This window comes from Leisingera sp. ANG-M1 (assembly GCF_000813745.1).
Lineage (GTDB): Bacteria > Pseudomonadota > Alphaproteobacteria > Rhodobacterales > Rhodobacteraceae > Leisingera.
The window spans coordinates 226,008-238,300 of sequence record NZ_JWLC01000007.1 but is presented as its reverse complement, the minus strand read 5'-3'; the positions used below and the strand labels follow the sequence as shown (position 1 = coordinate 238,300).

At 63.9% G+C, this 12,293-nt stretch carries 12 protein-coding genes; 11 read left to right on the top strand and 1 reads right to left on the bottom strand.

The annotated features are described in order from the left end of the window. The first annotated feature begins 97 nt into the window (after nt 1-97). The 11 genes from RA19_RS06565 to RA19_RS06515 all read left to right on the top strand — a co-directional run bounded on the left by RA19_RS06565 (nt 98) and on the right by RA19_RS06515 (nt 11,778). Nucleotides 98-1,147: a TauD/TfdA family dioxygenase gene (locus RA19_RS06565; RefSeq protein ID WP_039160768.1), complete on the top strand. Its 1,050-nt coding sequence runs from the start codon at nt 98-100 to the stop codon at nt 1,145-1,147. Between the two features lie 154 nt (nt 1,148-1,301). After that, nucleotides 1,302-2,690: a trypsin-like peptidase domain-containing protein gene (locus tag RA19_RS06560; protein WP_039160766.1), complete on the top strand. Its 1,389-nt coding sequence runs from the start codon at nt 1,302-1,304 to the stop codon at nt 2,688-2,690. A gap of 86 nt (nt 2,691-2,776) precedes the next feature. Beyond that, on the top strand, nt 2,777-4,081 hold the full coding sequence (locus RA19_RS06555; protein ID WP_039160764.1) for a replication-associated recombination protein A: 1,305 nt from the start codon (nt 2,777-2,779) through the stop codon (nt 4,079-4,081). 187 nt (nt 4,082-4,268) lie between these two features. Continuing rightward, entirely contained in the window at nt 4,269-4,649 is a 381-nt protein-coding gene (crcB, locus tag RA19_RS06550; protein ID WP_039160763.1) for a fluoride efflux transporter CrcB, read from the top strand. After that, nucleotides 4,646-5,692 (top strand): RluA family pseudouridine synthase, encoded by a 1,047-nt coding sequence (locus RA19_RS06545; RefSeq protein WP_039160761.1) that lies wholly within the window; start codon nt 4,646-4,648, stop codon nt 5,690-5,692. The genes crcB and RA19_RS06545 overlap by 4 nt, the downstream gene beginning before the upstream one ends. After that, entirely contained in the window at nt 5,689-6,357 is a 669-nt protein-coding gene (locus RA19_RS06540; protein ID WP_039160758.1) for an HAD family hydrolase, read from the top strand. Before RA19_RS06545 ends, RA19_RS06540 begins: the two co-directional genes overlap by 4 nt. A gap of 3 nt (nt 6,358-6,360) precedes the next feature. Beyond that, nucleotides 6,361-7,065, top strand: coding sequence for an ATP12 family chaperone protein (locus RA19_RS06535; RefSeq protein ID WP_039160755.1), 705 nt, complete (start codon nt 6,361-6,363; stop codon nt 7,063-7,065). A 232-nt stretch (nt 7,066-7,297) separates the two neighbouring features. Next, complete coding sequence (locus RA19_RS06530) at nt 7,298-8,314, top strand: amino acid ABC transporter substrate-binding protein (RefSeq protein ID WP_039160753.1); 1,017 nt, start codon at nt 7,298-7,300, stop codon at nt 8,312-8,314. 125 nt (nt 8,315-8,439) lie between these two features. After that, nucleotides 8,440-9,672 carry an amino acid ABC transporter permease gene (locus RA19_RS06525; protein ID WP_039160751.1) on the top strand — a complete coding sequence of 411 codons (1,233 nt, stop codon included), beginning with the start codon at nt 8,440-8,442 and terminating at the stop codon, nt 9,670-9,672. A 3-nt stretch (nt 9,673-9,675) separates the two neighbouring features. Further along, the gene (locus RA19_RS06520) at nt 9,676-10,974 is read left to right on the top strand and encodes an amino acid ABC transporter permease (RefSeq protein ID WP_039160749.1); all 1,299 of its coding nucleotides are present in this window, start codon (nt 9,676-9,678) and stop codon (nt 10,972-10,974) included. Nucleotides 10,975-10,986: 12 nt separating this feature from the next. Then, complete coding sequence (locus tag RA19_RS06515; RefSeq protein WP_039132239.1) at nt 10,987-11,778, top strand: amino acid ABC transporter ATP-binding protein; 792 nt, start codon at nt 10,987-10,989, stop codon at nt 11,776-11,778. Between the two features lie 53 nt (nt 11,779-11,831). On the opposite strand, the gene RA19_RS06510 is transcribed toward RA19_RS06515, so the two are convergent. Next, nucleotides 11,832-12,278: a DUF411 domain-containing protein gene (locus tag RA19_RS06510; RefSeq protein WP_039160747.1), complete on the bottom strand. Its 447-nt coding sequence runs from the start codon at nt 12,276-12,278 to the stop codon at nt 11,832-11,834. Nucleotides 12,279-12,293 lie beyond the last annotated feature (15 nt).

The following is a 12,293-nucleotide window of genomic DNA, read 5'->3' as shown; positions in this document are numbered from 1 at the left end:
GCACAGGAAGGCGGATCCCGGGCGGCGGCAAAGAAGGCTCTTGCCAGCCCGCTGTCTTGCGGCATTCTCAGAGCTGCGGCATCGCAGGGAGGAAAGAATGCTGGAGCAATTGCCGGAACGGTTTGAAGGAGCCTCCGCCTGGACCGGTGCGCAGATGCGGGCGCATCCGGAGCGCTGGCTGGTGCAGCTGGCGCCGGAAGACGTCGCCGATCTGGAGCAGGCGGCCCGGCATTGTCTGAACCTGGGCCGGGATGCCGGGCAGATCACCAAGGCGGATTTTCCGCTGGCCCGCTTTGGCGGGCATCTGGCCGCGCTGAAGGAAAAGCTGCTGCATGGCATCGGCTTTGAAGTTCTGCGCGGCCTGCCGGTTGCGGGTTACAGCCGGCAAATGGCCGCTGCCATCTTCTGCGGCGTCGGGGCGCATCTGGGTGCGGCGCGCTCGCAGAATGCGGCAGGCCACATCCTGGGCCATGTGCGCGACATTGGCGCTGACGCCAATGACCCCAACACCCGTATCTATCAGACCCATGAGCGCCAGACCTTCCATACAGACAGCGCCGATGTGGTGGGGCTTTTGTGCCTGCAGGAGGCCAGGAAGGGCGGTGATTCCCTGCTGGTCAGCGCCGAGGCGATCTGTAACCGGATGCGTGCCGAACGCCCGGATCTTCTGAAGCTTCTGTTCGACCCGCTGGCCACCGACCGGCGCGGCGAGGTGCCGGAAGGGATGCAGCCCTTCATGACCATCCCGCCGCTCAGCTGGCATGCGGGCAAGCTCACCGTGTTCTACCAGCGCCAGTACATCGACAGCGCCCAGCGGTTCCCCGAGGCGATGCGGCTGACGCAGGCGCATGTGGAAGCACTGGACATGTTCGACGCACTGGCCAACGATCCGGCGCTGCATCTGACCATGCGGCTGCAGCCGGGCGACATGCAATTTGTCTACAACCACTCGCAGCTGCACGACCGCACCGGCTTCACCGACTGGCCGGAACCGGAGCGCCGCCGCCACCTGTTCCGCCTGTGGCTGTCGCCCGAGGGCGACCGGGAACTGCCGGAGTGTTTCAAACAGCGCTATGGCAGCATCATCCCCGGCAGCCGCGGCGGCATCATCACCAAGGGCACAAAGCTGCACGCGCCGCTGGACTAAATGCCGCCCCTGCTTCTTTCTGGACTGAAATACCCCGGGGTGAATTGGCCGCCAGGCCAAGAGGGGCAGCGCCCCTCCTTCCTGGAAGCCTCCTGCCTTGCAATCCAGCCGTTCTCTCCGCATATCCTTCGGGCAACAAACTGCTGGAGCCCGCATGATCCGTCCCGCCCTGACCGCCCTCGCCATCATCCTGGCTCTGCCTGCCGCTGCGGAAACCAAAATCCCGCAAAGCCAGGCGGAAATCGCGCTGGGTTTTGCGCCGCTGGTCAAACAGGCCTCGCCCGCGGTCGTGAACATCTATGCCAAGGTGGTGCGCCAGGTGCAGCAGCGGCGCTCGCCTTTCATGAACGACCCGTTTTTCGATGACTTCTTCCGCGGCTTCGCCAAGCCGCAGCCGCGGGTCGAGAACTCGCTGGGCTCGGGGGTGATCCTGTCGGACGACGGCATCGTGGTCTCCAACTACCATGTGGTCGGCATGGCGACCGAGATCCGGGTGGTGACGGCGGACCGGCGCGAATACAATGCGCGGGTGATCCTGGGCGACAAGGCGAGCGATCTGGCGATCCTGCAGCTGGAGGCGGCGGAAGACCTGCCGTACCTCTCGCTGCGCGACAGTGACCAGGTTGAAGTTGGCGAGCTGGCGCTGGCAATCGGCAACCCGTTCGGGGTCGGCCAGACTGTCAGCAGCGGCATCATCTCGGGGCTGGCGCGCACCGGCATGGGCGCGGGCGATGGTTTTGGCTACTACATCCAGACCGATGCGCCGATCAACCCGGGCAACTCAGGCGGCGCGCTGATCGATGTGAACGGCGATCTCATCGGCATCAACACCCGCATCCTGTCGCGCTCCGGCGGCTCCAACGGCATCGGCTTTGCCATCCCGGCCAACCTAGTAAAGGAATTCGTAAGCCAGGCCCGCCGCGGCTCGGAAGAGTTCCAGCGCCCCTGGGCCGGCATGGCCGGCCAGCCGGTGGATGCGGATCTGGCGGCGTCGCTAGGCATGGAGCTGCCCGAGGGCATGGTGATTTCGGACCTGCACCGCGAAAGCCCCTTTGCCAAGGCGGGCTTCAAGGTCGGCGATGTGATCACCCATGTGGACGGCGAAGTGGTGAACTCACCTTCGGAAATGGTGTTCCGGATGTCGGTGGCGGGGCTGGACGGCATGTCCGCCATCACCCGCTTGCGCGGCGGCGAACGGGAAGAGATTTCGGTGCCGATGATCACCGCTCCCGACCAGCCGCCCGCCAATCCGGTGCAGCTGGATGAACGCACTGCGATGCCCGGCCTGACCGTGGCGCGGATCAATCCGCAGGTGATTGCCCGCCTCGGCCTGCCGCTGTCGTCCGAAGGCGTGGTCGTCACTGATCCCGGGCCCTATGCGGGCCGCGGCGGCGTGCAGCCGGGCGACCAGCTGCTGGCAGTGAACGGCCAGGCGGTTGGCAGCCCGGATGACGTCTATGCCATCCTGTCGGACAGCGGCCGGTGGATCCAGATCGACCTGCAGCGCCGCGGCAGCCGGATGTCGCTGAGGTTCCGCCTCTGACGGCAGCCGGCAATTGACGCTTGACGGGCGGGTCCTGCCGGCGCACGGATCAGGCAGGCAAGGTCACCGCGAAAGCGAGGGTAGCAATGGCGGATCTTTTTGATGCAGGCGGCGCACAGGGCGCGCAGCCGCTGGCGGCGGCGTTGCGGCCGCGGTCGCTGGATGATGTGATCGGCCAGAAAGCCCTGACCGCCGAAGGCTCGATCCTGCGGCGCCGGATTGCCGCGAACCAGCTTGGCAGCATCGTGCTTTATGGCCCGCCGGGGATCGGCAAGACCTCGATTGCCCGGGCCGCTGGCGAGATGCTCAGCAAGGAATTCCGCCAGCTGCATGCGACCCGCGCCGGCGTCAAGGATATCCGCCAGCTGGCCGATGAGGCGCGGATCCGGCCGCTGCTGATTTTCGTGGACGAGGTGCATAGGTTCTCGGCGACCCAGGCCGATGACCTCTTGGCGATTTGTGAGGACGGCACCGCCGATTTCATCGGCGCAACAACCCAGAACCCCTATACCGCGCTGCCGAAGGCGCTTGTGTCCCGTTCCACCATCCTGAAGCTGGAGCCGATCTCGATCGAGGACATGGAAGAAGTGCTGGACCGCGGGCTGTGCCAGCTGGCGCAGGCCGGCGTTGAGGTGGTTTTGAGCGCCGAGCAGAAGCGGGTGATTGCGGGCCGCTCCGGCGGTGATGCGCGCCGGGCGCTGACAACGCTGGAAAGCCTGGCCATCGGCCATGCGGGCGGGCAGGTTGAGGTCACGGACGCCATGCTGGAGGAGGCCTACAGGGCGGCACCGGTTAACCACGACCGCTCGGGCGATCAGCACTATGACGTGATCTCTGCCTTCATCAAGTCGATGAGGGGGGGAGACCCGGATGCGGTGCTTTACTGGCTGGCGCGTCTGATCCACGGCGGTGAGGATCCGCGTTTCATTGCGCGTCGCATCATGATCCAGGCCTCTGAGGACGTGGGCCTGGCCGACAATACGGCGCTGCAGACGGCGGTCGCGGCGGCCCAGGCGGTGGAAATGGTGGGGCTGCCGGAGGTGCAGATCATCCTGGCCCATGCAGCGCTGCATGTGGCCCGCGCGCCCAAGTCCGGCTCTGCCAACCACGGGATTGCCGCTGCGCTGGCGGCGGTGGCGAAGGAGCCGCCGATGGCGGTGCCGCTGCATCTGCGCGATGCGCATTACCAGGGCGCCGCGGAGCTGGGCCACGAAGGCTACCGCAGCCCGCATAAGGACCCGCGCGGCTGGGTTGACCAGCCCTATGCGCCGGAGGGCGCGCCGGGCCGGTTTTATGTGAGCGATGCGCGCCAGTCGCCGACCTTTGAGAAACGGGCGGACGAATACTGGGAGCGGCTGACCGGCAAGCCGGTGCCGAAGCGGTTCGGTTGAAACCGGGCTGTCCGGCTTTCCTGACGGAAAACCGGTGCCTCCGGCGGGGATAATTTTGGGCAGAAGAAGTAAGGATCCAGCTCAGTGCCAATGGCGCGGACTGCATCTCCTGTTTCGCTGAAGCCTTGCATGCGGTGCAATACGGGGAAAACTTGACATCTCCGTACGCGCGCGCGACAGGACGGGGATGATGACTTCGGTTTCCATGGTCGCGGTTGGCGGCGCTGTTGGGGCGGTGTGCCGCTATCTGGCCGGGCTGGGGGTGATCCGGCTGTTGGGCCATCACGACTTCCCGGTGGCGGTGCTGATGGTGAACATCCTTGGCTCCTTTCTGATGGGAGTCTTTGTGGTGGCAGCGGCGATGCGGGATCTGACCTGGTTGAGCCCCCTGGTGATGACCGGGCTGATGGGCGGGTTCACCACGTTTTCGGCGTTCTCGCTGGAGACCGCCAATCTGATCGAGCGCGGCGCCTTCGGGCAGGCGGCGCTATATGTTTGTCTTTCCGTGAGCCTGTCGGTCAGCGGCTTGTTTTTGGGCCTGATGGCAGGCAGAGGAGTGTTCGCATGAGCGGCGTGCAGATGATTACCGTCAGCGAGGACGACAGCGGCCAGCGCATCGACCGCTGGCTGCGGCGGCTGTTTCCGCATGTGAACCAGGGCCGCATCGAGAAGATGTGCCGCAAGGGCGAGCTGCGTCTGGACGGCGGCCGGGTGAAGGCCAATACCCGCGTTGAAGCGGGGCAGGTGGTGCGGGTGCCGCCGCTGGCGGGCAGCGACCTGAAGCCGGCCGAAGCGCGGCCGGTGCGGATTTCGGACGCGGATGCCAAGATGATCCAGTCTTGCGTCATCTACCGTGACGATGATGTGATTGTGCTGAACAAGCCCGCAGGCCTGGCGGTGCAGGGCGGCTCCGGCACCAACAAGCATGTTGACGGTCTGTCCGAGGCGCTGAAGTTCGGGCTGGAGGAAAAGCCCAAGCTGGTGCACCGGCTCGACAAGGATACCTCTGGCGTGCTGGTGCTGGCGAGGAACCGCAAGGCGGCGCAGGGGCTGACCGCGGCCTTCCGCCATAAGAACACCCGCAAGATCTACTGGGCCTTGGTGGCCGGCGTGCCGACGCCGTATCTGGGCGAGATCAAGAACGGGCTGGTGAAGGCTCCGGGCCATGGCAAGTCCGGCGAAGGCGAGAAGATGATCAACGTGCATCCGCACGATGTCGATGAAACGCCGGGTGCCAAGCGGGCGCATACGCTGTATGCCACTCTGTACCGCGTGGCGAGCCGCGCGGCCTGGGTGGCGATGGAGCCCATCACCGGGCGGACCCACCAGCTGCGGGCGCATATGTCCGGCATGGGGCATCCAATTGCCGGGGACGGCAAATACGGCGGCTCGGGGCAGGAGAACCTGGGCGACGGCTGGGGCGCCTCGATCGGCGGGGTGATCTCGAAGAAGCTGCATCTGCACGCGCGGCGGATGGTGTTTGAGCACCCGGTGACCCGCAAGGAGATTGCCGTGGCGGCGCCGCTGCCCGGGCATATGAAGGAAAGCTGGGACACCTTCGGCTGGACCGAGGATCTGGCTGCGGATGATCCGTTTGAGGATCTGAAGTGAGCGCGCCGCTGCGGCTGATCCTGTTTGATGTGGATGGCACCCTGGCCGACAGCCAGGGCGCGATCACCGGCGCGATGGCCGAGGCTTTTCAAGGGGTTGGCCTGGAGGTTCCGGCGCGGGACGCGATCCTGTCGATTGTCGGGCTGTCGCTGCCTTTGGCGATGAAGGAGCTGGCGCCGGGACAGGATGCCGTCACGCTGGACGCGCTGGTCGAGGGCTACAAGTCTTCGTATATGCTGTCCCGCCAGGCTGCGGGCGCGGCGCATTCGCCGCTTTATCCCGGCGCGTATGAGACGCTGATGGAGCTCAATGCTGTGCCGGAGTATCTGCTGGGCGTGGCAACCGGCAAGTCGCAGCGCGGGGTGGATGCCTTGATCGCGGCGCACGGGCTGGACTGTTTCGTGACCCGGCAGGTGGCGGACCATCACCCGTCCAAGCCGCATCCCTCGATGGTGCTGACGGCGATGGCCGAGACCGGGGCGGACCGGGAAAACACGGTGATGATAGGCGACACGCGGTTTGACATCGAAATGGGCAAGGCGGCGGGGGTCACCACCATTGCCGTGCCCTGGGGATACCATCCGGCAGAGACTTTGGGCGCCGATTACCTGATCCGCGATTTTGCGGAACTGCGGCCGCTGCTGGCAGAGATTTGGAAGGAGTAAGAGATGAGCGGCTGGGCACAGAAGCGGTTCTGGAAAGAGGTTTCGGTCGCCGGAACCGAGGGCGGTTTTGCAGTGGAGCTGGACGGCCGCCGGGTCAAGACACCGGCCAAGGCGCCGCTGGTGGTGCCGACCCGGGAGATGGCCGAAGCCATCGCCGCTGAGTGGAAGGCACAGACCGAATCAGTTGATCCCGGAACCATGCCTTGCACCCGGTCTGCCAATGCGGCGATTGACAAGGTGACACATCAGCACAGCGAAGTGGCCGATATGCTGGCCGAGTACGGCGATTCCGACCTGTTGTGCTACCGCGCCGACACCCCGGCGGAGCTGACGTTGCGTCAAGCGCAGGAATGGGACCCGGCGCTGGACTGGGCAGCAGAGGCGCTGGGCGCCCGGCTGCAGCCGCGCGCGGGCGTGCTGCATCAGCCGCAGGAGCCGCAGGCGCTGGAAACCCTGCGCGCCAAGGTGCATGCGATGACACCGTTCCAGCTGGCCGCATTCCATGATTTGGTAGGGATTTCCGGGTCTTTGGTGCTTGGCTTTGCCGCAGCGCAGAGCTGGCGCGGGGCGGATGAGATCTGGCAGCTGTCGCGTCTGGACGAGCGCTGGCAGGAAGAGCAATGGGGCGAAGACGAAGAGGCCCAGGCCGCTGCGGAAGTGAAGCGGCAGGAGTTTTTGCACGCCAAGCGCTTCTACGATTTTTCCTGAGAGTTCAGAAAATTACCTTTTGGGGGGTGCGCAGCGGCATAAAATTATACGCTGGAATAATTTGTGCGCACCCCGCACATCGAAATTCCTGATACGACCCTTGACGTTTGTTGATGAATGCGCCCAGAATTGGGCGCGAATTAGGGGTAAACCCTTCTTCGGTCTCATTTCCGGCGGGGGATCGCCGGTAATAAAGAACCGCCGAATGGCGGACTATCAGGAAGAGGTAAAAATGAAAAAATCCGTATTTTTGGGCGCAATGGCCTTTGCCGGTCTTGCGGCTGGCGCAGCGTCTGCCGGCACGCTGGACGATGTGAAAGCGCGCGGCAAGCTGAACTGCGGCGTGACCACTGGCCTGGTCGGCTTTGCAGCTCCGAATGCGAGCGGGGAATGGGAAGGTTTTGACGTTGCCGTCTGCCGTGCTGTGGCTGCAGCCGTGCTGGGCGACTCGACCGCCGTGGAATTCGTGCCGACCACCGGCAAGACCCGCTTTACCGCGCTGGCGTCTGGCGAAATCGACATGCTGGCCCGCAACACCACCTGGACCTTCTCGCGCGACGTCGACCTGAAGTTCGAATTCGTCGGCATCAACTACTATGACGGCCAGGGCTTCATGGTCCCGAAAGAGCTGGGCGTGTCCTCGGCCAAGGAACTGGACGGCGCCACCGTCTGCATCCAGACCGGCACCACCACCGAGCTGAACCTGGCGGACTTCTTCCGCTCCAACAACATCAGCTACGAGCCGGTTCCGATCGAAACCAACGCTGAAGCACAGCAGCAGTACCTGGCCGGCTCCTGCGACGTCTACACCACTGACGCCTCCGGCCTGGCAGCAACCCGCGCCACCTTCGACGATCCGTCGGGCCACGCGATCCTGCCGGAAATCATCTCCAAAGAGCCGCTGGGCCCGCTGGTCCGCCATGGCGACCACGAGTGGGGCGACGTTGTCCGCTGGACTCTGAACGCGATGATCGCTGCAGAAGAGCTGGGCGTGACCTCGGCCAACATCGGCGAAATGTCCGCCGGCACCGACAACCCGGAAATCAACCGCCTGCTGGGCACCGAAGGCACCCTGGGCGAAATGCTGGGCCTGTCGGCTGACTGGGCGAAAAACGCGGTTGCCGCCAACGGCAACTACGGCGAAGTCTTCGCCAAGACCATCGGTGAAGACACTCCGGTGGGCCTGGCGCGCGGCCTGAACGCCCAGTGGACCGAAGGCGGCCTGCTGTACGCACCGCCGTTCCGCTAAACACATCAACGGGAAGGGCGCAGGACACTCCTGCGCCCTTTTCCTATCTGCAAAAAGCTCCGGACCGTTGCGGAGCGGGGACAACCCCGCCAGGATAGACCACCGGAGCCAGGGGATCACAATTCATGTCAACGTTGACTGACCCGCCGAACGAAGGGTTTCGGCTGTCTATGCTCATCAACGACACCCGTTACCGGTCACTGACCTTCCAGGTAATCGCGGCTGTCGTTCTTGCCCTGTGCATTTGGTATCTTGGAAACAACCTGATCCAGAACCTCCGCGCTGCCGGGCTTAATATTTCCTATTCCTTCCTCGGCGACTCGGCCGGCTATGACATCAACCAGCGCCTGGTTGAGTATGACAGCCAGTCCAGCCACGCCCGTGCCGCCCTGGTCGGCCTGCTGAATACGCTGCTGGTGGCCTTCCTGGCCTGTATCACGGCAACGGTGTTCGGTGTGATCGCCGGTGTTCTGCGGCTCTCCAACAACTGGCTCGTCTCCAAGCTGATGGCGGTCTATGTCGAGATCTTCCGCAACATCCCGGTGCTGATCTGGATCATCATCATCTTCACCATCATGACGGCGGTGCTGCCGGGCCCGCGGGCGTTCCGCGGCGACAATGCCACCTCCAGCATGCTGTTTGACGCCTTTGCCTTCACCAACCGCGGCATCTATATCCCGATGCCCTGGTTTGAGAACGGCATCTTTGCCAGCACCGCGATGAACTGGCTGCTGGTTCTGGCCGGTTTCGCAGGCTCCTGGATTGCGGCGCATCAGATCAACGTCTGGGCCAACAACAAGCAGGAAGCCACCGGCGTGCGGCCCAAGACCCTGTCGCTGATCCTCGCGGCGTGGCTGGTGCCGTTCCTGGCGCTGATGCTGATCATGGGGCTGACCTGGGAATACCCTGAGCTGAAGGGCTTCAACTTCAAGGGCGGCATCAAGATCGGCGGTCCGCTGATCGCGCTGTGGTTTGCCCTGTCGATCTATACCGGCGCCTTCATTGCCGAGAACGTCCGTGCGGGCATCCAGGCGGTGTCCAAGGGCCAGACCGAGGCCGCGTCGGCCCTGGGCTTGCGTCCGCGCCGGGTGATGAACCTGGTGGTGCTGCCGCAGGCGCTGCGGGTGATCATTCCGCCGCTGATCTCCAACTTCCTCAACATTACCAAGAACTCCTCGCTGGCGATTGCCGTGGGCTATGCGGATATCACCGCAACTCTGGGCGGGATCACCCTGAACCAGACCGGCCGCGCCATCGAATGTGTTCTCCTCTTGATGCTGTTCTATCTGACCGCCTCGCTGGTGATCTCGATGGTCATGAACGTTTACAACGCATCCGTGAAGTTGAAGGAGCGCTGAGACATGACTGATCAGACAACCAACTCCATTGCCTTTGTCGCGGACGGCACCATCCCGCCGTCGCCGCCGCCTGCCGGTGAAACCGGCCCGATCAAATGGCTGCGCGAGAACCTGTTCTCCAACGCCGTCAACTCGGTCCTCACCATTCTGGCACTGCTGGCGATCTATATGATCCTTGCCAGGATCCTGCCCTGGGTGCTGAACGGCGTCTGGACCACCAGCTCGCTGGCGGAATGCCGCGAAGTGCTGCAAGGCAAAGTCGGCGCCTGTTTCTCGGTGCTGACCGAGCGCTGGAACCAGCTGCTTTACGGCTTCAAGTATCCGGTGGATCAGTACTGGCGCCCGAACCTGGCCCTGGTGCTGCTGCTGGTCGCAATTGCGCCGGTGCTGTTCTTTGACCTGCCGCGCAAGCTGCTGGCCTTTACTGCCGTCTACCCCTTCCTGGCCTTCTGGCTGATCTGGGGCGGCACCATCCTGGCGCCGATCGTGGCGCTGCTGGGGTTTGCCGCGGGCGCCTTTGTGTTCCAGACCTACGGCAAGAGCAGCTTTGCCATCGGCTTCTTCGGGGCCATCGCTGCGGCCTTTGCGGTTTGGATCATCGGTGGCGCGCTGATCCCTGAAGGAGCATCGGACAACGCCATGCTGCAGGCCGTGCCGTCGCGCGATCTGGGCGGCTTCATGCTGAACCTGATGCTGGGCGTGACCTGTGTGTCACTGTCGCTGCCCTTGGGCATCGCGCTGGCGCTGGGCCGTCAGTCCGACATGCCGCTGATCAAGTGGATCTGCGTGATCTTCATTGAATTCGTGCGCGGCGTGCCGCTGATCACCCTGCTGTTCGTGGCATCGGTGATGCTGGCCTACTTCTTCCCGCCGGAAAGCACCGTCGACCTGTTCCTGCGCGTGGTGATCATGATCACCATGTTCTCGGCAGCCTATATCGCCGAGGTGATCCGCGGCGGCCTGGCGGCCTTGCCGAAGGGACAGTATGAGGCGGCTGACAGCCTTGGCCTGGACTACCCCCAGGCGATGCGGCTGATCATCCTGCCGCAGGCGCTGAAGATCTCCATCCCGGGTATCGTGAACGTGGCCGTCGGCCTGTTCAAGGACACCACCCTGGTTTCGGTCATCTCGATGTTCGACCTGGTGGGCATGATCCGCGGCCCGATCCTCGCCTCCACCGAGTGGAACGGGGTCTATTGGGAGCTTCTGGGCTTTGCCGCGCTTCTGTTCTTCGTCGTCTGCTACGGCATTTCTCAATACTCACAGTGGCTCGAGCGCCGTCTCGCCACCGACCACCGTTAAGGAGTTCAACATATGTCTGAACTTATGTCCGACCGCCAAATCGACCGCTCCAAGATGCAGGTGAGCGACGAGGTCGCCATCGAAATCAATGGCATGAACAAGTGGTACGGCTCGTTCCACGTGCTGCGCGACATCAATCTGACCGTCAACCAGGGCGAGCGGATCGTGATCGCGGGGCCTTCGGGTTCCGGCAAGTCGACCCTGATCCGCTGCCTCAATGCGCTGGAAGAGCATCAGCAGGGCAAGATTGTCGTCGATGGCACCGAATTGTCGAACGACTTGAAAAACATCGACAAAATCCGCTCGGAAGTGGGCATGGTGTTCCAGCACTTCAACCTGTTCCCGCATCTGACCATCCTGGAGAACTGCACCCTGGCGCCGATCTGGGTCCGCAAGACGCCCAAGAAAGAGGCCGAGGAGCGGGCGATGCATTTCCTGGAGAAGGTGAAGATCCCGGAGCAGGCCAACAAGTACCCCGGCATGCTGTCGGGCGGCCAGCAGCAGCGGGTGGCGATTGCGCGGAGCTTGTGCATGATGCCGCGGATCATGCTGTTCGACGAGCCGACCTCGGCCTTGGACCCGGAGATGATCAAGGAGGTGCTCGACACCATGATCGAGCTGGCGGAAGAGGGCATGACCATGCTCTGCGTGACTCACGAGATGGGCTTTGCCCGCCAGGTGGCGAACCGGGTGATCTTCATGGACGCGGGCCAGATCGTGGAGCAGAACGAGCCCGAGGAGTTCTTCAACAACCCCAAGAGCGACCGGACCAAACTGTTCCTCAGCCAGATCCTGGGCCACTAAGGCCAAAGGTGTACGAATTGGAAAGGCCGGGCACAGCGCTCGGCCTTTTTTGTTCAGGCGTGGCTTGCAAAAACCTCGGTGCGGCCGTCTGCCAGGATCAGCAGCGTGTCGAAGGGCTCGCGCTCATCTCCCATTTCCATGCCAGGGGAGCCGATCGGCATACCAGGCACAGTCAGGCCGCGGGCTTCGGGGCGTTCTGCCAGCAGCCGCTGGATGTCTGCCGTCGGCACGTGCCCCTCAATCACATAAGGCCCCGCCAGCGCGGTGTGGCAGGAGGCCAGATCGCCAGTGATGCCAAGCTGTTCCTTCATGGCCCACAGTTGGTCATCCGGCACATTGCGCACCTCCGTGGCCAGGCCAGCGGCGGCGAGATGGTCTGCCCAGGCGGTGCAGCAGCCGCAGGTTGGCGATTTCATAATGCGGATTGTCTCTTGCGCTGCGGCGGGCAGGCTGACGAGAGGCAGGGCGGCTGCGGCCAGCAGCAAGGAACGGCGGTGCATGAGTGTCTCCAATCC